This is a genomic window from Methylocystis echinoides, assembly GCF_040687965.1.
Classification (GTDB): Bacteria; Pseudomonadota; Alphaproteobacteria; order Rhizobiales; family Beijerinckiaceae; genus Methylocystis; species Methylocystis echinoides_A.
Genome location: NZ_CP156084.1, coordinates 1,264,906 through 1,284,350, shown reverse-complemented (window position 1 = coordinate 1,284,350; position 19,445 = coordinate 1,264,906). Strand labels below are relative to the sequence as shown.

Sequence of the window (19,445 nt, the reverse complement as noted above, 5' to 3'; positions counted from 1 at the left end):
TGGTCAGATTCCTTCGAGCAAAGCGTCGAGGTCAAGCGTGGAGCGCGCCCCGACGTCCGCCCCATTGAGATCGAGAAAGGCTTGCGCGGCGCGGCGTCCCTCGTCCCGCAACATGCATAAGAACTTCCACTCGGCGAGGAGCTTGGAGGAGGCGCTGAGCTGAGTCATCATCTCCGTCGAGATGCGGTGGATGCGCATGCCGGCCCATTGCGCGCCCTCCCGGTCGCCAGGGTTGGCGGCCTGGCGCAAGAGCGCGATCATGCGCAACTCCTTGAGAAGAACCGCGTTGAAAGACACTTCGTTGAGGCGGTTGGCGATTTCCGTCGCCGAGCGCGGTCTCTCCTTTCGCTCGATCGGATTGATCTGGACGAGGATCGTGTCCCGCGAAACGCATTCCCGCACCAGCGGCGTGATCGTCGGATTGCCCGAATAGCCGCCATCCCAGTAAAGCTCTCCCTCGATTTCCACAGCTTGAAACATCGTCGGCAGACACGCCGAGGCGAGAAGCGCGTCGGGGGTGACGTCGTTGTTTCGGAAGATGCGCGCGCGCCCGGTCGAAACGCTTGTGGCGGTGACGAAAATCTTTATGGGCGCGCGGGCGACGTTGTCGAAGTCGATGACCTCCGCGAGAATGCGTCGCAACGGATTGACGCCGTTCGGGTTGACGTCGTACGGCGACAAAAGCCGTGACATCAGGTCGGTCGCGACGAAGAGAGGCGAGTTGTCGAGCGTCCATCGACCGAGAAGCACGTCGACGGGGCTGCGCTGCAGAGGACTGAGGCGCGCGGAGTCGGACACGCGCCGCCAGAAGGTTTCGAGCGCCGCGCGCGCCCCTTGCGGACCTCCCTGCATATGGCCGCTGATGAGCGCCGCCGCGTTCATCGCGCCCGCAGACGTTCCGGAGATGCCCTCAATCTTCAGCCATTCTTCTTCGAGGAGGCGGTCGAGCACGCCCCACGTAAAGGCGCCATGCGCGCCGCCGCCTTGCAAGGCGAGATCGACCGAGATCGTGTCGCGTGTCATCTCTGACCTTTCATCTTCCGCAAAGGCGGACGTGGCGCAAGAAGCGAAATTCCCGCAGGCAACGATTGCGATTAGTCCTCAAGCTAAAGCGAAATTCAAGTCGCGTTCGAGGGCGTCGCTCCCCGCCCCTTCGCATCGGCGGCAAAAGAGCGTGCGCGCCCAGCTATTCTTGACTTTAATTCGCGCTGGGTCACTATGACTGCGACGCTTGATGGCGTTCAAAAGACGAAATCCGTTATTTGACGCGGATAAGGGAGGACTTATATGGGCCTGAACCTGAAAGCTTCATTGTTTGGCGCGATTTGCGGGATGTTCCTTTTTGCGGCGCCTTCTGGCTCGGCGGTTCTTTCGGGCGTCAATGCAGATGGCCTCGACGCTTCGATCGTCGAGAAGACGGCGCACACGACCCCCGCCGGCAAGAACTGTGTCAAATGGACGCGGAGGTGGAATACCCGGCACGGGTTCGGCCACCGCCGCTGCGTTCAGTGGCGGTGACACGAAAACTTGGATCAGAGATCAATCAAGGGGAGGACGGCGCCTGCCGTCCTCCCCTTTCGTTCGAGACAAGGACCTCATTCACTTCGCGGGTGCGGGAGTGATGGCGACGCGGACCGGGTGACGACGTCATAGGCGACGCTGAGCACGACAGTCGCCGGCACAGCGAGCACCACCCCCATTGCGCCGAACAGCGCGCCGAAGGCGAGCATGCAAAAAAGCAGCACCACCGCCGGCACGCTCAAGGATCGGCTCTGCAGAAACGGCGTGATCAGATAACCCTCGATGAAACTCGCGCCACCGATCGCGAGCGCGGCGAGCGCGGCGGTCTCGCCGCCATGCGGCAGGGCCACGAGCGCGCCGACCAGGATCGCGATGATCGAGCCAATATAGGGAATGAAGGCGAGCGCGCCGCTGATCGTCGCAAGGGCGAGCGGCGCGGGGACTCCGAACGCCCAAAGCGCCACGCCGGCGAAGACCGCATTCATGACGACGACATAGAGCTGGATCACCATCCACTGGCGCAGGGAAGCGCCAGACCGATGGAGAAACGACATCATTTTTGTGCGGTGCTGGACCGGAGTCAGAGCGACGACGCCTTCGATATGTCCCTTCGGATCGGCGGCAAGATAAGCGGCGCCGATAATCGCCAGGGCCGCAAGGGCGAGACCGCCGCCCAACGACCCGAGCGCGGCGCCGACATGCCGTGCGATCGGCGCCGCGGCCTTTGAGTAGTCGACGTCCAGGACAAGTTTCTCGACAAATCGTCCCCAGGGATGCTCCTCGACGAGACGTTCGATGAGAGCGATGGCGGCGGGGATGTCGAGCGCGACTTCATCATATTGACGGATGAGTTGATTGCCGAAGGCCATCAGCGTCGCGGCGGTTCCGGCGATGAGCCCCACTGCGACCGCCAGAAGAGAAAGGCCCGGCGAAATCCCGAACCGTCGGCCGAAGCCTTCCGCCGCGCCGCGCCAGCCGATTGCAAGCACAATCGTCGCGAAGACGATGGGGATGAACTCCGACAACCGCCAGAACAGGAACGCGAGCACGACAGCGGCGGCCGCCACAAAGGCGACGGTCACCGCGCGCGCGACAAAATCCGGCTGTTCCAAATTTTTCGTGAGAAAGTTGAGCTTCATAACGCGCCTCGAGCTCTCCGCTGGGGAATCATGAGCGCCTGCGATCGCAAAGACGCTCGCGCCGACTTAGGTTACGTCGCTCCGGGCACATATTTTTGAAAGGTCGCCAGCTATTCCGCAACCTGAATCCTGGCATTGGCCGGCGAGCGGTGTCAATAGCACGTAACGGTCGGGGGTCCTGCAACGTCGCTCCGACGCCCGCTTCGTTTCCTCGCTGCACGGCCTACAAGAACTCAGAAGCGACGTCTTCGATGAACAGGAATGGCCGTTGCGAGACCTTCAGATCGCCGGAAAAGGGCGAACCGAACAGCAGCACCAGGTATAGACTCATCGCGATCAACAGAGTGACCATGCCGCGCATGACGAGATGAATTCCATGGCTCTCTGTCGTGAAGAAGAACGTAAAGGCGATCGTGATCGCCGCCCCCACGAGCAGGACAACCCATTCCGCGGTCGGCACCCCGAAATTGGACACGCGGGTCCTGTCCAGCCGATTTTCCCAAAGGGATATGATTTCTGAAAGAAGAGCGGGGTGGACTGACTGCTGATTTGGGGTTTTCGGATCGAGGCTCTTCACGTGGCGCGCGAGCAACAAGAGCGTATGCTGAGCCTTGGCGCTCACCTGGCCTTTTTCCATCAAAGCCCATTCCTTGTCGGCGACTTCGCGGGCGTAGGACTTTACAAGATCTTTGACCGCCGCCTGTTCACCGGGGAATTGCTCGGACAGCGAGTGAATCGACAAAAGCGCCTTGGCCTCATTTTGTACCGTCTTTTCGGCGCTCTGAAATTTCCCCATCGCGTCGAGCACGACCAATCCGAGAAGAACGGCATAGAAGGTGCCAACGAGAGAAAGATAATATCCACCGACCTCATGAGATTTCTTCAACGTCTCCGGGCCGATTGATTTCCTCACAATTGCCTGGAAAACAAGGACAGCGCCGACCGAAAAGGCGATCGCCGCCACCCCGACCGGATAGCGATCGAGAGAAACATGCACAAACATTATGCCTCTACCCCGATGATTTTGTTGCGAGCCTCGCGATTCGCCGGGCTCGGGGCCAGGATTTTGCAAAAGCGGGTTTCAGGCAAGCCATGGCCATCGCTTTTCGAATACGAAATACAATCTACGTCCGACTGGAAGTGCGAAGAGGCGGGTGTGGTGCGATCGATGGTTGATTGCGCCTCCCCCTCTCACCCTCTAGCGGCGGCGCTCTCTTTCGACTGTGGCCGGCGTCGCCGAGGGTCCTCGCGATCGCGTCGGCGTCAAGCATCCTCCGGAATCGATGAGGGCACAGGGGAGAAGGTCGAATAGGGGTGCGCGGCGAGAAAGCTGCCTCCGTAATTGATTGCGGCAGACTCGGACATCGATTGGAGCAGCTCCCGCGGGTGGACGAACGACTCGTGAAAACAGGGAAAGCGCTTGGGGTCGAAAATTCGTCGGAGCCAGTCGATGACCACGACGTGGCGCTTCGATTTGCGGATGTCCGGATGATAGGTCATCCAAATGTCGAGACAGTGCCGCACCCCGATATCGACGGGTACGACCCTGGCTCCCAGAGCGAGAGCGTAACTGGGCAGGAACCCGATTCCCGCATCGCGCTCGACGGCGTAAAGAACAGCTGAGCTTGCGTTGGTGCGAACGCCCACGATGCCTTCCAGGCTGTCGACCCCCAGGCCGCGTTCATAGGCCCCTTCTTCCAAGAGCGGCGAGATTTGCTGAATGACGCGATGAAGCTTCAGGTCGTTTACTGATTTCGGCATCCCATGCATGCGTCGGTAGCCTTCCGAAACGAAGGGGTAGACATGCAGATAGCCGAGCTGAACGGCTTTCAGATCCGGCCGGCTCGGCCGCGTGAACTGGATCGAGATGTCGGCGTCCAAACGCCCGACGTCGACATGTTGCATCGTCGCCTGCAATTCGAAGGTCAGAAACCTGTTGGCCTTTTGAAATTCCAGCAGCCTAGGTAAGACCCAGTAGGTGCCGAGCCCTTCTGTGATGGCGACGCGAACGAGACCGCGCACGCCCTGCGAGGCCATTTGGGATTGCCGGGAGATGTTCAGCGACGCTTGTTCCATAGCGCGCACGTCCTCGAGAATTCTCCGGCCTTCCTCAGTCAACTTCAATCCGCCAGTCGCGCGCAGGAACAGGCGCTGCCCCATCAAGTCCTCGAGCCGCGAAATCCGACGCACCATCGTCGCGGAATCAATGCCAAGCTCCTTCGCCGCGCGACGGAAACTGCCAAGCTCGGCGCAGTTTAAAAACAGCCGCAGATCATCCCAGGACGGCGTCGGATATTCAGTCGTCGTGGGCCGATGCGTTTTTGCAGCGCGGCTATGTAATGTTTTAGGCGGCATCGTCCGGCCTCATTCAGTACATTTCTACCTAGAAATGACATTAATCCGGACCCCACACAATGACTCTCACAAGCGTGGCCTATTCTCCTGATGCGTCTGCGCAGCACTGGTTGCTCGATAATCTCCCTTCGAGCCGTCGGTTCACGGTCGCGCCGGCGAGAATCGAAGAGCTTCAGGAGCTTATGGATGTAACTTCGCAATATATTCCAGGAATTAAAACAGCGTATCGAGATATTTTAACCGTTCAGTATTTCTCGAGGAGCATTCTGGCGATCCGCCAGCAGCGCGGCGTCGTCGGCAGCATCGCCTTCCTGTTTCTCAACCAGGCAGGTTTCGAGGCCCTGGTCGAGGGAGAGTTTCCAATCTCCAGCCCGAATACGCGCCTGCTCGCTCGCGGGGATGAGAAGGCCGCGGCCCTATACGCATGGGCCATGTGTCTGCCGGGCTCGGTCATCGGCGCGATGGGCAACATCATGCATCTGCTTCGCGGGCCGGCCCATGCCGAGGCGGACATCTATGCTCGTCCAGCGACGCTGAAGGGCGAGCAATTCATGGTCAAGACGGGCTTTCGTCCGGTGGCCGACTCCAGCCCGTCGGCGTCGCTCTGGGCTTACCGCCGCGTGAAGCGTCTCTAATTGGACAAAGCAGTAGGAGGTTCTTGTGAGTTACGAGTATGCGCTCGCCGAGGACAAAATCCCCCCGCGCCGGAACCAGAAAACTTACGTGAGAGTCGCTCGCGGCCTCGATGACTTGCTTATGGTTTACGCCATCCGCTCGGCCGTTTACATCGCCGAGCAAGATTGCCCTTTCGCCGAGGAATTCGACGGCAACGACCACTGCGCCACGCATTTCATCGGCTTCTGGAACGACGAACCTGCTGGATGTCTGCGCGTTCGCTTTTTCCATGATTTCGTGAAGCTGGAGCGTCTTGCGGTTCGAAAGAATTTTCGTCCGACATCGCTCGCATTTCAGCTTGTTCGAACGGGCCTCGAACACGCGCGGCGCAAGGGGTTTCGACGGGCCTACGGCCATGCGCGCGAGGGGCTCGAGCCGTTTTGGGCGCGCTTTGGGGCGAAGCCCATGAAAAACCGGGAGCCGTTCCGTTTCTCCGGTTTCAATTACACGGAGATGAACCTCGATCTCGAACCCTTGCCGGACGCCATTTCGATCGGCAGCGATCCGATGGTGATCCTTCGACCCGAAGGAGACTGGGAGCGTCCCGGCATTTTGGAGCTCTCCGCCCATCGTCCCCTGCATCCGACGACGGATAATGTGGTCTCGGGGCGGGTTTCATCCGGAAAGCGACAATGAATTTTCATAGAGACATTTGGACCGGTCATTCAATGCGAGCTCTTTTGATTTTTATCGCCAACCGTCCGGCCCTCCCGCGAAAAACCGGGAGGGCCTTGCAGCCGAGCAAGCTCGAAGCAAATGGCGTAACGCTGATTGAGAAGTGGGAGAACGCCGAATTGCCCCTCATGTTCGTCGAACATGCCTCGCTGGCGGCCCAAGACGTCCAGGAATGCGCGCGCGCGCAGTTCGACGCCCCGGCGACGCTCGGAAGCTGCTGGGCTTCGCGGAACGACTGTCACGAATATTCCGATCCGCTGGTCAGGCCCCGCCCGGGCGATCTCGTCTTTCAGCCACAGGGGCAGTCGCTGTTTCGCAGTTCGCGCTTCAACAGGTTCTTCGAAGATCTCGGCGGACCGTTGCTCATTCTGGTTAGCGATGATCTGGAAGGCCTTGTCATGGAGACGGCGATCGACAGCTTTCTGACGGGACATCCCATGATTGTCGTCAGCGACGCCGTGCCCCTAGGTGCGGCCGATGTCGACGAAATCTCGGCGTCGCGCTCCAATTCGCTTATGCCCCTTTCCTGCTTTGCTCGCATCGTGAAAACCGAAAAGCTTCTGCAAGAATGGACGATGCCCTGATCGCCAGGAGAGAGAGCCGCAACCGCTATTGTGCAGCTTCCACGCAGCGATCCTTCACCGCCACATGCCGCGCATTTTTGCGCCGACGTCTATTCTTACGCTCCGCGCGGACCTCGCCTCGGCGGCTTGTGTCGTGGGCGTCGGCCAGGACACGACTTCTAGCAAAGGCAGAATCTCTTCTGTTATGAAACGCGTGCGAGACGCATAGACATGGCGATCCCCGCGCGGGTGTTGGCCGTGCGTATAGAATCGTTGCGGGACGACGAGGTGAAGATCGTCTTTCGCTCTGGTCATGGCGACGTAGAGCAGGCGGCGCTCCTCCTCGATTTCCGCCGACGCGCCTGTCGCGAGATCCGACGGAATGCAGCCGTCGACCACGTTGAGGAGAAAAACTGATTTCCACTCCCGCCCCTTGGCTGAATGGATCGTCGAGAGGATAAGGAAGTCTTCGTCGAGATGGGGCGGCCCGGCTTCGTCGCTCGTCGCGTCCGGCGGGTCGAGCGTCAATTCGGTCAGAAAGCGCTCCCGCGACGGGTAGCCGCTCGCAATCTGCTCGAGCTGGACCAGATCGGCGCGCCGCGTCGCCGCGTCGTCATAGATGCGGTCGAGCTGCCGCTCGTACCACTCCCGGCAATATCCGATTTCAGCCGGCCAACCCGCCGCGCCGGCTTTGAGATGGTCGATCAAAGCCAGGAACAGGGGCCAGTCGGCGCCGACGCGCGCGGGCGCGGCCACGGCCGCGAGCGCCGCCAGCGGATCCGCATCTTCCTTCATGCCGTCGAGAAGTCGCGTCGCCGTGCTTGGCCCCATGCCGGGCAGGAGCTGCATCAAGCGAAAGCCTGCGACGCGATCGCGCGGGTTCTCGACGAAGCGCAGCAGCGCGAGCAGATCCTTGACATGGGCCGCGTCCAAGAATTTCAGCCCGCCGAATTTGACGAAGGGAATGTTCCGGCGCGTCAGCTCCACTTCCAGCGGCCCGCTGTGATGCGATGTCCGAAACAGCACCGCCTGCTGCTTCAAGGCGGCGCCAGCCTCCCGATTGTCGAGGACCCGCTCGACGACGTATCGGGCCTGATCGGCTTCGTCGCCAACCGCGACAAGCAATGGCCGTCCGCCAGAATTCCGTTCGGTCCAAAGGTTCTTGGCAAAGCGTTCGCGCGCAAGGTCGATAACGGCGTTTGCCGCCGCCAGTATCGGCTGCGTCGAGCGATAATTGCGTTCCAAAGTGACGATTTTGGCCGGCGGATCGAAGCGCGCGGGGAAATCGAGAATGTTGCGAACCGTCGCCGCGCGGAACGAATAGATCGACTGCGCGTCGTCGCCGACGACCGTCACCCCGCGTCCGTCGGGCTTCAAGGCGAGAAGAATAGACGACTGAACGGCGTTGGTGTCTTGATATTCATCGACCAGAATGTGATCGAAGCGCCTGCCCATCTCGGCCGCGAGAACGGGGTCGTTCGTCATCTCGGCCCAGTAGAGCAGCAAATCGTCGTAGTCGAGCACGTTCTGAGCCTGCTTTGCCTCGACATAGGCTTCGAAAAGCCGCTTCAACTCCTCGCGCCAACCTGCGCACCAGGGAAAAGACGTCGTCAGGACGGCGTCGATGTCGGATTCGGCGTTGACGCATCGCGAGTAAATGGAAAGGCACGTTCCCTTGGTCGGGAAACGCCGTTCGGTCTTCGAAAAGCCAAGCTCGTGACGAACCAAATTAATGAGATCGGCTGAATCCTCTCGATCATGGATGGTGAAACATGGATCGAGCCCAATCTGGAGCGCATATTCCCGCAGCAGCCGAGCGGCGACGCCGTGGAAAGTGCCGGCCCAAGGCAGGATCGCTCCCTTTGCTTCCCTGGCTCGTCCCTTCGAGGCGAGCGCATCGCCGCAAATTCGCTCGACGCGCCGCGTCATCTCCATTGCCGCTCTGCGCGAAAAAGTCAGCAACAGAATGCGGCGCGGATCCGCGCCATTGGCGACGAGATGGGCGACGCGATGGGCGAGCGTATTGGTCTTCCCCGAGCCAGCGCCCGCGATGACGAGCAGGGGCGGGCAGTCGATCCTGCCCTGCGCCTCCAGCCCGTGCTCGACGGCGCGCCGCTGTTCGCTATTGAGTTTGTCGAGAAGGCCGTGAGACAAGTGCGAATCACCCATTTGCAGGAGCATTTTGTGTCTTTTCTTGTTTTGTTCGCAATAAGACGGCGCGCTGCTCATTGCTACGCTATGGCTTGAAGAGGTCGGCGCCCCGGCGCGATCCTTCGCGAGTCGAATTGAAAGGGCCCGGGATGACCCAGATTCACACTGTCGAAGGCACGGCCTTTGTCGTGGCGGAATTCCGCAATGAAGAGAACGGGGAACCGCATCCGCTTTATCATGACCGGTTCGTCGGCCTGTTTCTCGACGAGGAATCAAAAAAGGCGGCAGCGAATATTTCTCGGTCTTTCCCCCCGATAAGGAACAATGTGAGGCTTAGAACGCGATATTTCGACGATAAGCTCGATCAACAATTGCGACAGGGATGCCGCCAGGTGGTGATCCTGGGCGCCGGCCTCGACACAAGGCCGCAGAGGATGGCGGCGCCCGGCGTCGTCTTCTTCGAAATCGACGCCCCTGGGATCCAGGCCTTCAAGAAAGCCAGGCTCGAAGAGCGTAACATCGACCCGAATACGACATTCATAAGCGGCGACTACCTGACTGGCTCGATCATCGATCGGCTGACATGCCGTGACTTCAACGTCGCCCTTTCCACTTTTGTCATATGGGAGGGAAACAGCATGTATCTGAGCGACCAATCGGTCCGGCAAGTCCTTGCCGCCCTTGCGCGCGACATTCAAAATTGCACGATCTCCTTTGATTATTTGGCCGAGGCGGTGATTGAAGGCAGGACGGGCGACCCGGAGATAGCGAATGTGGTCCAACGTTTTGCGGCGATGGGAGCGCCTTGGACCTATGGGATCAACGATCCCGAGGCGCTCGGAGCCTCCTGCGGGTTCAGGGTGATCGAGACCGCCACCCTAGCCGATCTCCATCGGGCTTACTGGCCCGGCCGCGAATTGACGTCGCCTCTCTATGATTACTACGCTGTTTGCACGGCGCAGAATCAAGCAGCGGGATAAGGCGCAAAGTGCGAAAGGGCGATCAATCGCCGGCTCTAAATATAACAAAAACGAGCGCTCGCGCCTCGACGGCTAGTCAATGGCCGCCAAAGGAAAAATGCTGGTAGTCGACCGTGTGTTTCCATCTGCCGCCCCATGACCACCCGCGTCGCCCAAAGGCCCGGGTAACGACGTCGCCTTCGGTTATGATCCCCAAAATGTCGCTGCGCCGCTCGTCTGGCTGGTCGTAAGCCCTGCCAGCCTCTGGGGCGGTTAAGCTTCCCTCTCGGTAGGGGTTTTGTACCGGGTTGATATCGATCGCGAGGCCGAGCGCATGCTTCGAAAGCCCGCCGTGATCGGTCAGCCGGCAATTGAAGCCGCTCGTGTTGTTCGCCGCGATCGACTTGTCGTCATCAGCGTCGAAGTCGTCTATGAGACGCATTTGGAAGATGCGGAACTTGCCGTTTCTGTAAATTTCCGCGAAGATTTCGGCGACCTGCGCAGCGACTTTGCGCGCCACGACCATTTCGCCCGTTTGCGTCTCCCCGTGAAAATTCCGGTAAGGAATGCGCATCAGCACGAGATCCCCACGCTGGGCGCAGGGCAGGTCTGGCCGCCAGGACCGGCCCTGCATATAGCTCCATACATGGTCGGGTATCGGGCCATAGCTCGCCTGTGGCGTTTGGGCTTGTGTTGCGAAGGAGGCCGACATTGCTAGCGCCGCAAGCAAGACGGCTGTTGTCGGCGCCTTTTCATTCCATAGCCACATGTCGCGATCTTTCCTTCGCTTGGAATCTGTCAAACACCGCTCGCACGCGCCACATTAATTCACGCTGCGCCGCTGCGAGGCTTCCACAAGACATGCCCACAGCGCACAGTTTCGGGTCGAATAGTGTTGCAATCGCCGAAAAGTCGGGCCTTATTCCATCTTCCCTTTGGGGTGGGAGTTAATGCATGAATGCTGGCGCATCAGCGGATTTTCCTCCGCAATCCGGTCAAGCGGACGGTCCCCTCGATCCTGTCGCGAGCCTCAATTTGACCTTCCGTGCGCTTTATGGCGCCAATCGCGATCAGCTCTTGGCGGAGCTTCCGCTTGCCGCGCTCACCCTGATCGGAACTGGCGAAATCTGGCGCGTCGAATGCGGCGAGCTCGTGAAGCGCTATCAGCCGGTCGAGATGCTTCCGAAGGCAAAAGGATTGATGCATGCCGTCCTCGGCGCCCACGGGACCTGGGGCCAGCTGGTGCGGCGCCAGGATGCCGACTTGGCGCTGCAGGCGGCAATGCGGCTGAACGCAGCGCTCGGCCAGGCCATCGAGCGGGTTTCCGCTGAACTGCCTGTCGAATTGGCCATTCCAGCGCGGGTCGTTTTGACTGAACTACGAGATCTGTCCGATCTCTGGTGTTCCGGCCAGGCGGCGACGCATGATCAACTTCCGGCCGCCTTACGGCGGGTCAAGGGGGAGCTCGAAGAAGTCATCAGAGCCGTTGGTCAAGCGGCTTTTGACTCGCTCACACGTAGTTTCCAGGCGTTTAAGGACGACAGCGATCCGGACGATTGGCGACAGTGTTTCGTCGGCGTCTGTGGCCCGGGCCAGGGCCGGCGTGATAATATCGAGATAGCAGCGGCCATGTCGGTGATGGGCCGCGAGGCCCTTGGGGTTCGCCTGCTCTATTTGGAAAATGCGCTTACGATCCCCGACGGCCTCAAATTCTTGGCGTCGGCGATCGTCGAGAAAGATCTGGGTCAAGCAGTGTTTGACGATCCCTATCGGATGTGGCGCGATCTTTTGGCCGAGGCGGCTGTCGAACATGCCGGCGGAAGCTTCTTTCCTCAGCTCGGACCGGAGCAAGCAGAAGAACGATCGGCCGCACGCTAACGACTCTCGACCTGTTCACGCCGCTCGCGTGTCTCACGCTCGCCGTCGTCCCTGGTCGGGGCCTGCTCTTAGCGTGCGATTTCCGAGACGCGGCTCTTCTCGCGCCATTCGGAGGGCGTGACGCCGCTCCACCTGCGGAAGGCGTCGGAGAAGCTCGAATGCTCCGTATAGGCAAGCGCGCCAGCGATGTCGCCGATTGGCAGGAGCGTGACCTCGAGCAGCTCCCGAGCGATTGAATAACGCACGCCTTCCAAAATGCGCTGAAAGGTCGTTCCTTCCGTTTCGAGGCGGCGCGAGAGCGTTCTCACATTGAGGTTGAGGAGCCTGGCCATGCTGGCGGTCGTTGCTTCTCCTTCAAGCAGGAGCGGTCTTACAGCGTGCTTCACGCGATCCGTCCAGACGTGATCCGAAGCGGGCGAAAGCAACGCGATGCGCTCTCTCAGCCGCGCGAGCTCCTGCGACGACGCTCCCGGGATCGGGGCCGCCATCGACGCGCGATGGAGGACAATGCCAGTCTCCTGCTGGTCGAAGCGAACGGGCGACTTCAAGATGGACTGATAGGGTTCAACATCGGCGGGCCGGCGGCTCGAAAGAAGCGTCTCGACCGGCTCGACCGCCCCTTCGGTAAGCGCGTGGATGATATTGACGCCCATAGCTAAAGCAAGAGAATAGACTTGCTCGTGAGCGACGGCGGCCGGATCGTAGATGCCATAACCGAACACAAAGACGTCACCCGCTCTGCGAAGATAGACGGCGGCGCCGCGAGAGTTCGCATCCTGAAGCGCGCAGAAATTTGAAAGCGCCGAACCCAGATCCGGCGAGTTCTGCATAACCTCCCCCGCCAACCCCAATGAGCGATGATCGTGTCGCGAACCGAGAATGAGCCCCACATGGGGACACGCGGTGACATCGACGCACCGCTTTATCAACCTGCCCGCCAATGAGAAAGGCACACGATTGTCCGGGTCGTCGAAGACGCCCGTGGCTATCCCGAGGCCAGCGACAACTTCCTCAGTCCCGCGCCCGAAATCAGCGAGAAGGTCGGGAATTCCCGTCAGAGGCCCCAACCTCTGGGATGCATCCGCGGCTCTGATGCAATTGTCCGACATTCTTTAACAGTTTGCCGCAAAAAAAGTTATGGTCAAGCTGATTCTGCAAGCTGATTCTGTATGCCAACGCCGGACGCTGGAGCTCGCATCAGTGTCCGAAGCGACAATGAGAACGAGCAAGGGAGTAATCCGATGTTGAAATATACCGTGTTCGTGCTTGCTGCGATCGCGAGCCTCGCGGCGTTCGCGCCTCAAGCTAACGCCGTGGTGTGCGCGCGCGGCGTTTATCGTGCAGGATGCGCCGGTCCTCGCGGCGCGGTGGTGACGGGTCGGCCGGTTTACGCGCCGCGGGCCGTTTACCGCAGGTGGTAAGGATTTGAGGGGCGTGGGCAAAATCTCGCGCCCCTGCGTCTCGCGCGGTATGCGGGAGAAGCGTTGGCTCATCGCGGTACGCTTGGGCGCCGGGGCGGACGGCCATTCCAAAGGCGTCCCTTTCCTGCTGTGACACAACATAAAGTAGCAAGGGGGCGACGCGCGCTCGGTGAGAAGCGTAATCGAAACGTTGTGCAAGCGGGTTTGAATGAATCCCTATCCAGCATCACGACGATAAATCTACGACTGCGACCCAAACGAACTTGGAGGTTTCAATGAAAATGAAAGCCGCTCTTTGCTGCGCGATGCTGTTTGCCGCCGGCGGGTCCGCCATGGCGACGACCGAATTGTCCGCATACGCCGATAAAGATGGCTATATCGACGTCCAGGCTCTGACTTGCGACCAGCTGGCGAACACCTATCAGGAGGACGCCGACTATCTGACCGTATGGTACAGCGGATGGTACAACGGGCTTGGCAAGCATCATAAAATGAAGGTTGACCGTGCGAAGACGGTTGAACACGAGGTGATCGTGTATTGCAAGGAGCACAGAGATCAGAAGGTGATCCATGCGATGGATGAGGTCTTCAAAAAATACCGCGCGGAACACGGCATAAAGGTCGAATGATTTTTCGGCGCCTCGGCGACGCCTCCGTTCGCGACCAGGGCGGGGGCGCGTCCTCTATTTTCAGCGCAATAGGAGCGAACATCAAGGTTCGCCCGACGCAGCTACTGCAGTCTTCCCGCCCATCGCGTCGGCCAAGGCCGCGGCGCGTCCGCGCGCACTGGGGAGCAAGCCGGCCTCGTGGATCGCCGGGCAACTATGAATCGATCGCAACCCGTCGTTAGAGTTCGCAATTTCCTGTCACTTCGAGACGTGCTCCAGGAGGCCGGCGTCGACGAGCGCGAAATTCTTGCGTCCGTCAATCTGGACGGCGATCTGTTCGAATGTCCGGATGCGTTCATCAGCTATTCAGCAGGGGCGCTTCTAATGGAAGCGGCTGCCCAGGCAACGGGGTTCGACGACATTGGATTGAGGATCGGCATGCGGCAGGCCGAAGAGACCCTCGGGCTCGCGGGCTTCGTCGCGTCGAACGCCGGGACTGTCCGTGAAGCTTTGGAGATACTCCAGTCGTCCTTGAGATTGACGGACGGAGGAACGACCCTCTATTTGCGAAAAAAAAGCAAGTTCGCTTACTGGTATATTTTCGTCCCTGAAGGGCCGGCAAGTTTTCGCATAGCCGAGCTTTGCATGGCCGTTTCCTTCAATATCTTCTCGCGTTTGTGTGGAAGCGGCTGGAAGCCGTTGCAGGTAGACCTGCCGAGGCCGCATGCGTTGGCGCGCGGCGGGCGCACCGCATTCTTCCAGGCGCCAGTCCGTTTCGGGGCCGAACACGCCTGTCTCATTTTTGAAAGCAAGTTTCTGGACCAGCCTGTCGTCCACCGAAATCGCGATCTCTACGACATCCTGTCTCCCCTGCTCAAATCCGCCAAACAACGGGAGGAGAGCTTCGTGGCGGACGTGTTGCAGGTTTTGCACGGCCAGATGCTTGCGGGGGAAATGACGCTCGCTGGCACGGCCGCCGCTCTGCAGATGAGTTCACGCACGCTCGTTCGACGTCTTTCGCTCGAGAACCAATCATATGGCGGGTTGGTTCGGCGCGTAAGGCTTCAGGAAGCCCAGCGCCTTCTAAAGGGCGGAAAAACTGTCGCCGAAGCCGCCCTCATGCTTGGCTACGCCGATTCGACGGCCTTCATCAGAGCGTTCCGTCGATGGACGGGAACGCCTCCCGCAAGATGGAGAGCGGAGGAAATCGAGTGAGGGCACTGTGGCATGATTGCCACGCCAAAGGCCAAATCAGAAGACGAGCTGTCTCCTTGACGGGTTTGGAGGGTTCCGTGGCGTGATCTGTCAACGTCAAGTCAATGGCTAGAGCTTAGCTTTAAGGCGGCGCACGGAAGCTGTGCGTTCGCCTACCGTTGACAGAGGATTAAGTATGAAAAAAGCTATGCTGCTGATGGCGGCTTCCCTTGCCACTTTGAGCGTCGGCGGCGCTTTCGCAGCCGATCTGCCGTCTCGCAAGGCGGAGCCTGTTTATGTCCCGCCGCCGCCTCCGCCGTTATGGACCGGGTTTTACGCCGGTCTGAATATTGGCGGCGGCTGGAGCGCCAATAGCGTCAATCCGAACCAGCTGACGCCCTACGCCTCGACAGTGAACGGTTCGCTCCATCTCCTGCCGGGCAATGGCAACGGCGGCAATAATGCCGGCGGCGTCGTCGGCGGCGGCCAGGCGGGTTACAATTATCAGCTTGGTTCGAGCTTCGTCGTCGGCGTCGAGACCGACATCCAGGGCACGAGCATGAGCTCTGGCGGCAACTCGAATTACATCGTCTATCCCGATCCGACCTCGCCCGGCAATTACCTGGTTCCGGTGTCGCCGGGGGGCAACCCGGGCATCGCCCTCAACTGGGTTGGCACCGTTCGCGGGCGCGCCGGCTTCCTCATCACGCCCACGCTGCTCGTCTACGGCACGGGCGGCTTCGCCTATGGCGGCGTCTCTGGCGGCTATTCGAACTTCTCCAGCGTCCGAATTGCGCGTCTAAAGTATTGATCTAATTCGAGTAGATGGCGTTCCGAAAATTTTTATACCAACAGAGATACCAACGATTTTTTTCGCTAGGCCTGCCGGAAAGGCGATCCATGCGGCTGAGGCCAAGTCGTGCCCTGTATTGCGACCAGTCCGGCCGTGAGCCGCAGGCTGAGTGAGGGTCTGCGCCGTCGTCTTGGCTTGAGTTTCAACTTTTTATAATTCCACCCCTTTCGTAAGTGGCTGTCATAAGGCGAGAGACTCCGGCCGAGGGCGAGCGCCCGGCCGCCTCGCTGCCTTCGATTGCCCGGAACAAGGGGATTTCGTTCGCGTTGCACGGGTTGGCCGAGGGGCTTTGTCAGACAAGCACCCGGAGACACGGCAATGAGAAACTCGAAGATGCTTACGACGGCGCTTGCCGCAGTCATGCTGGCCGGCGCGGTGTCGGTTTCCACCCCTGCTTCGGCATGGGGCCGTTATGGTTGGGGCGGCGGATGGGGTCGCCACATTGGATATGGCGGCGGATGGGGTCGTCATTGGGGATATGGTGGATGGGGCCGCCATTGGGGATATGCGCGGCCCGGCTGGGGCTACGGCCACTGGGGATATGGCGGATTAGGCTTGGGGGCTGGCTTGGCGACTGGCTTGGCGCTCGGCGCTGGCTACCCATACGGCGGCTACGGCTATTATGGCTCGGCATATCCTGGCTATTGGGGCTCAGCGGGCTGCGGCACTTACGGAATGGCGTCTCCCACTTACTCATACCCCGCCTATTACGGTTATAGCGGCGGGTGCAACTGCCCCTGCTAGGCGTTTTGCACGACCCGGTTCTAGCTACATCTCTCGGGCCGATGCGAAGGGTGCAGCCGCGTTACCTGCGCGGCTGCATTCCCGATAGCGTGAGCTGCAGACGGCCCGGTCTCAACGCGCCTGCAATCAGACTGGCGTCAATTTGACGCCGAGGTTAAATCAGTCCCTCGGTCAGCGACCCGCTTAAGCCCCCGACTTCTCGCCTATGGCTCGACTATCCCGTCGAACTTGAACTCTGGCGGCGCGAGGAGTGCTTTATCTAAGCGTCTTTTTGGCTATCTGGATCGGAGCTTGGCTCGTTGGCGATTCTCCAGGGACAATCTTCCAAGGGGTAATAGCTGACGAGGAAAACGTCGAAGAAGCGATGCGTGGAAGGCTCGGCTATATAGACGAACTAGGCAAAGTATACACGCTGAAGGAAGGAAACTGGGCCGGCTTGATCGGCTTTTTCTGCGGCCTCTTAGTCACAGCCGGCCTCATTGAGTTCTTTGAAAAGCGGAATCGCAATGACAGCTGATGTCGCCGTCTTCACCTTAAATGCCACGCCGGTCCTTGCTGGCAGATTCTTACCAAACGGCGAAAGCCGGATCGATCTGCGGCCGACGCGGACCCAACAAAGAATGCCCCGCTTAGGCTTTTTGGCGGGGCGAACGAGGTGATGATCGAACGCGTCCAAATGACTTTAAACCCCAACCAAGTAGTTGCCCCAGCACAGGAGGCCGCGCGGCTAGCCGCTCATGTCGTAGCCGAATGCCTATCGAGCATGTCAGGGCGAGAATTGGCCGAGCCAATGCCGGCGAGTGCGGCGCTGGGATTTCGTTTCCCAGGCCCAAATTTAACGTCGGAGGATCGCCGCGCTTCCTATCACAACTGGCTGCTCGCCAAAGCATTCCAGGACTTAGCCAGAGGGCTTCGCGCCTCGCTTGAGGAAGCGTTTTTGTTTTTGGCGTTTTTCAACCGAGCCGAGCGAGTGATGACCTGTGGCGAACTAGAAAAAGAGATTTTGGACGTTAAGACCGAAGCCGGCAGGCTACTCTTTCCTCAGCTTCTTGCGCGAGTTAATGAGGGGTTAACAGAGCCGCTGGCTTTCGACGCGGAATTTCGCTCGATACAGGATGTCAGGAACTGCCTCGAACATCGGGGTGGCGTTGTTGGTGCACGCGATATTGCAAAGGACGGCAATCTCAGCCTGACATTTCCCCGGCTCCGGTGTTTCTATAAGCGCGGGGAAGAAGAGATAGACTTGCGTCCCGGCGTAAGAATTGAGGGGCAGGGCCAAGTGCCGATTTTTGGCCAACGGGTTTCTTACCGGAAAAGCTATCGAGCCGGGGAGCGAGTGACGTTTTCAGCCGACGAGTTTTTCGAGATCGCCTTTGCTTGTCATCTGTTTGCCGACGACTTGGGTCGGAAGCTTCCGAGGCGTGATCCCCCGCCAGCGGGCCCTTAATTCAGCCGCGACCCCTCGCCCCTCGCCGGATCAGAAAGCCGCGCAAACAGCGCCCATGCCGCCTGAGCGTTCCGAGCCTCAGCCACCGCTTCTTCGATGGCCCCCATGGGCTCGACGGCATCGCCCTTCAACATTCTCTCCAGGGAATCAGTTAGAGCCCGGCTGGCGGTGAAAGCCGCCCGTAGCGCTTCTTTGAAAGCTTCTCGGGCCTCGGGCGTCTCGAACGGGCTCGAAAGGCCCTTGCGTAACTTAGTCATTTTGCCGCCATGCCGCATTCGAGTATCTCGTATAGGATTTGCCAATCTCGCCAGCGCCGGAAAGCAGTGTCCCAGCGGCCTTTCTCCGGCCCTGCCGCCTCACTTGATCCGCTTGATAGCCGCGCGCATTGGCGACGTTCATTCCCTCGATCAGAGCGTTCTGCGCCTCATAGTTCAGCCGGTTCATTTCGGTTTCGCCTTCGAACAGCGCAACCGCCTTATTGTATTCGCCCTGTTGCTCAATCTGCCCAACCGTGTTGACGAAGGAGGCGTCCGTTGACCCGCCGCCGCCTGCCGCATTGATCGCCTGCGCCTTGGAAAGCGCCAGCTTCTTGTCGGTCACGCGATCCATCGCCTGACGCTGCGCGCCTGCCATCGCTTGATTGGCCGCGTCATTCAGAGCCCGCGCCTTATACTGAGAAGTCAGAATGTCGAAGTAGCGCTGCGCGTCTAGAGCCGACGCTTGGTCATTCGTGCCGCTCGTTTCGCCGAAGGCGCTCAACAAGGTTCCGCCAGCTTGCGTCGCCATCGCAGCGCCCATCAGCGCCGGCTCTAATCCGCTCATGGTTTCTCGCCCTTCCCCTCCAGCGCCCGCCGTCCTTGCTCCAGGAGAAACGCCAGCCGGCGCGCCGTCTCTATCGTCACGGCTTGGTCGCCCTTCGTCTCAATTGGCCCGCCATCCTTGCCAGTGATTTCTTGCTGGACCTTCTCGCCGTATTTCTTCGGGGCGAGTTTCGCCGCACGCCATTGGCGAGCCCAGATGCGCAGCTTCACAACCTGCCAGTTGCCCTCGTTCGCCTCGTCAGCCATCTCGACGCAGGCGTCGGCTTCGTGCTCCTGTTGGGCTTCCCTCGCGCGCGCGATTGCTTTCGCAAAATTGCCGTCCCTGGCCATTGCGACATAGACGGATTGGTATGTCGGCATGTCTTCAGGTTCGCAGACCTTGCGAATACCCAGACCGGAAGCGAGCCCCTCTGCGATGCGATCCACAATACCCTCATCTAA

At 59.9% G+C, this 19,445-nt stretch carries 23 protein-coding genes; 13 read left to right on the top strand and 10 right to left on the bottom strand.

What is annotated here, in order from left to right; genetic code table 11:
* Positions 1 to 3: 3 nt before the first annotated feature.
* Positions 4 to 1,023 (bottom strand): patatin-like phospholipase family protein, encoded by a 1,020-nt coding sequence (locus RVU70_RS06210; protein ID WP_363350210.1) that lies wholly within the window; start codon positions 1,021 to 1,023, stop codon positions 4 to 6.
* A 264-nt stretch (positions 1,024 to 1,287) separates the two neighbouring features.
* Between RVU70_RS06210 and RVU70_RS06205 the strand changes: the two genes are divergently transcribed.
* A complete protein-coding gene (locus RVU70_RS06205; protein ID WP_363350209.1) occupies positions 1,288 to 1,518 on the top strand; it encodes a hypothetical protein in 231 nt (76 codons plus the stop codon).
* 77 nt (positions 1,519 to 1,595) lie between these two features.
* Here the strand turns inward: RVU70_RS06205 and RVU70_RS06200 are convergent, their stop codons facing one another.
* From RVU70_RS06200 to RVU70_RS06190, 3 genes are all read right to left on the bottom strand, one after another.
* Positions 1,596 to 2,660 (bottom strand): AI-2E family transporter, encoded by a 1,065-nt coding sequence (locus RVU70_RS06200; protein ID WP_363350208.1) that lies wholly within the window; start codon positions 2,658 to 2,660, stop codon positions 1,596 to 1,598.
* A 223-nt stretch (positions 2,661 to 2,883) separates the two neighbouring features.
* Entirely contained in the window at positions 2,884 to 3,663 is a 780-nt protein-coding gene (locus RVU70_RS06195; protein WP_363350207.1) for a hypothetical protein, read from the bottom strand.
* Positions 3,664 to 3,923: 260 nt separating this feature from the next.
* Positions 3,924 to 5,015, bottom strand: a complete 1,092-nt coding sequence (locus RVU70_RS06190) for a LysR family transcriptional regulator (RefSeq protein ID WP_405044851.1) — start codon at positions 5,013 to 5,015, stop codon at positions 3,924 to 3,926.
* Between the two features lie 59 nt (positions 5,016 to 5,074).
* On the opposite strand from RVU70_RS06190, the gene RVU70_RS06185 reads away from it, so the two are divergent.
* The 3 genes from RVU70_RS06185 to RVU70_RS06175 all read left to right on the top strand — a co-directional run bounded on the left by RVU70_RS06185 (position 5,075) and on the right by RVU70_RS06175 (position 6,949).
* Entirely contained in the window at positions 5,075 to 5,650 is a 576-nt protein-coding gene (locus tag RVU70_RS06185; protein ID WP_363350206.1) for a hypothetical protein, read from the top strand.
* Between the two features lie 58 nt (positions 5,651 to 5,708).
* Positions 5,709 to 6,326: a GNAT family N-acetyltransferase gene (locus RVU70_RS06180; RefSeq protein ID WP_363351245.1), complete on the top strand. Its 618-nt coding sequence runs from the start codon at positions 5,709 to 5,711 to the stop codon at positions 6,324 to 6,326.
* Positions 6,327 to 6,421: 95 nt separating this feature from the next.
* A complete protein-coding gene (locus tag RVU70_RS06175; protein WP_363350205.1) occupies positions 6,422 to 6,949 on the top strand; it encodes a hypothetical protein in 528 nt (175 codons plus the stop codon).
* Positions 6,950 to 7,003: 54 nt separating this feature from the next.
* On the opposite strand, the gene RVU70_RS06170 is transcribed toward RVU70_RS06175, so the two are convergent.
* On the bottom strand, positions 7,004 to 9,097 hold the full coding sequence (locus RVU70_RS06170) for an ATP-dependent helicase (protein ID WP_363350204.1): 2,094 nt from the start codon (positions 9,095 to 9,097) through the stop codon (positions 7,004 to 7,006).
* A 170-nt stretch (positions 9,098 to 9,267) separates the two neighbouring features.
* On the opposite strand from RVU70_RS06170, the gene RVU70_RS06165 reads away from it, so the two are divergent.
* Positions 9,268 to 10,059 (top strand): SAM-dependent methyltransferase, encoded by a 792-nt coding sequence (locus tag RVU70_RS06165; protein ID WP_363350203.1) that lies wholly within the window; start codon positions 9,268 to 9,270, stop codon positions 10,057 to 10,059.
* A 76-nt stretch (positions 10,060 to 10,135) separates the two neighbouring features.
* On the opposite strand, the gene RVU70_RS06160 is transcribed toward RVU70_RS06165, so the two are convergent.
* Positions 10,136 to 10,564: a M15 family metallopeptidase gene (locus tag RVU70_RS06160; RefSeq protein ID WP_363350202.1), complete on the bottom strand. Its 429-nt coding sequence runs from the start codon at positions 10,562 to 10,564 to the stop codon at positions 10,136 to 10,138.
* A gap of 551 nt (positions 10,565 to 11,115) precedes the next feature.
* Here RVU70_RS06160 and RVU70_RS06155 point away from each other — a divergent pair.
* Positions 11,116 to 11,916, top strand: coding sequence for a hypothetical protein (locus RVU70_RS06155; RefSeq protein WP_363350201.1), 801 nt, complete (start codon positions 11,116 to 11,118; stop codon positions 11,914 to 11,916).
* Positions 11,917 to 11,984: 68 nt separating this feature from the next.
* Here the strand turns inward: RVU70_RS06155 and RVU70_RS06150 are convergent, their stop codons facing one another.
* A complete protein-coding gene (locus RVU70_RS06150; protein ID WP_363350200.1) occupies positions 11,985 to 13,025 on the bottom strand; it encodes an AraC family transcriptional regulator ligand-binding domain-containing protein in 1,041 nt (346 codons plus the stop codon).
* 132 nt (positions 13,026 to 13,157) lie between these two features.
* Here RVU70_RS06150 and RVU70_RS06145 point away from each other — a divergent pair, with 132 nt between their 5' ends.
* The 7 genes from RVU70_RS06145 to RVU70_RS06115 all read left to right on the top strand — a co-directional run bounded on the left by RVU70_RS06145 (position 13,158) and on the right by RVU70_RS06115 (position 18,183).
* Positions 13,158 to 13,337, top strand: coding sequence for a hypothetical protein (locus RVU70_RS06145; protein ID WP_363350199.1), 180 nt, complete (start codon positions 13,158 to 13,160; stop codon positions 13,335 to 13,337).
* A 275-nt stretch (positions 13,338 to 13,612) separates the two neighbouring features.
* Positions 13,613 to 13,966: an HdeA/HdeB family chaperone gene (locus tag RVU70_RS06140; protein WP_363350198.1), complete on the top strand. Its 354-nt coding sequence runs from the start codon at positions 13,613 to 13,615 to the stop codon at positions 13,964 to 13,966.
* A gap of 195 nt (positions 13,967 to 14,161) precedes the next feature.
* Complete coding sequence (locus tag RVU70_RS06135; RefSeq protein ID WP_363350197.1) at positions 14,162 to 15,160, top strand: AraC family transcriptional regulator; 999 nt, start codon at positions 14,162 to 14,164, stop codon at positions 15,158 to 15,160.
* A gap of 175 nt (positions 15,161 to 15,335) precedes the next feature.
* Positions 15,336 to 15,950: a porin family protein gene (locus tag RVU70_RS06130; RefSeq protein ID WP_363350196.1), complete on the top strand. Its 615-nt coding sequence runs from the start codon at positions 15,336 to 15,338 to the stop codon at positions 15,948 to 15,950.
* A gap of 360 nt (positions 15,951 to 16,310) precedes the next feature.
* Positions 16,311 to 16,736 carry a hypothetical protein gene (locus RVU70_RS06125; protein ID WP_363350195.1) on the top strand — a complete coding sequence of 142 codons (426 nt, stop codon included), beginning with the start codon at positions 16,311 to 16,313 and terminating at the stop codon, positions 16,734 to 16,736.
* 250 nt (positions 16,737 to 16,986) lie between these two features.
* Positions 16,987 to 17,253: a hypothetical protein gene (locus RVU70_RS06120; protein WP_363350194.1), complete on the top strand. Its 267-nt coding sequence runs from the start codon at positions 16,987 to 16,989 to the stop codon at positions 17,251 to 17,253.
* Positions 17,254 to 17,394: 141 nt separating this feature from the next.
* A complete protein-coding gene (locus RVU70_RS06115) occupies positions 17,395 to 18,183 on the top strand; it encodes a hypothetical protein (protein ID WP_363350193.1) in 789 nt (262 codons plus the stop codon).
* Here the strand turns inward: RVU70_RS06115 and RVU70_RS06110 are convergent.
* From RVU70_RS06110 to RVU70_RS06100, 3 genes are read right to left on the bottom strand one after another with little or no spacing between them, the layout of a single operon-like run.
* On the bottom strand, positions 18,180 to 18,458 hold the full coding sequence (locus tag RVU70_RS06110) for a hypothetical protein (RefSeq protein ID WP_363350192.1): 279 nt from the start codon (positions 18,456 to 18,458) through the stop codon (positions 18,180 to 18,182). The genes RVU70_RS06115 and RVU70_RS06110 overlap by 4 nt on opposite strands.
* Positions 18,433 to 19,005, bottom strand: coding sequence for a hypothetical protein (locus RVU70_RS06105; RefSeq protein WP_363350191.1), 573 nt, complete (start codon positions 19,003 to 19,005; stop codon positions 18,433 to 18,435). Before RVU70_RS06105 ends, RVU70_RS06110 begins: the two co-directional genes overlap by 26 nt.
* Positions 19,002 to 19,430: a hypothetical protein gene (locus tag RVU70_RS06100; protein ID WP_363350190.1), complete on the bottom strand. Its 429-nt coding sequence runs from the start codon at positions 19,428 to 19,430 to the stop codon at positions 19,002 to 19,004. Before RVU70_RS06100 ends, RVU70_RS06105 begins: the two co-directional genes overlap by 4 nt.
* Between the last annotated feature and the right edge of the window lie 15 nt (positions 19,431 to 19,445).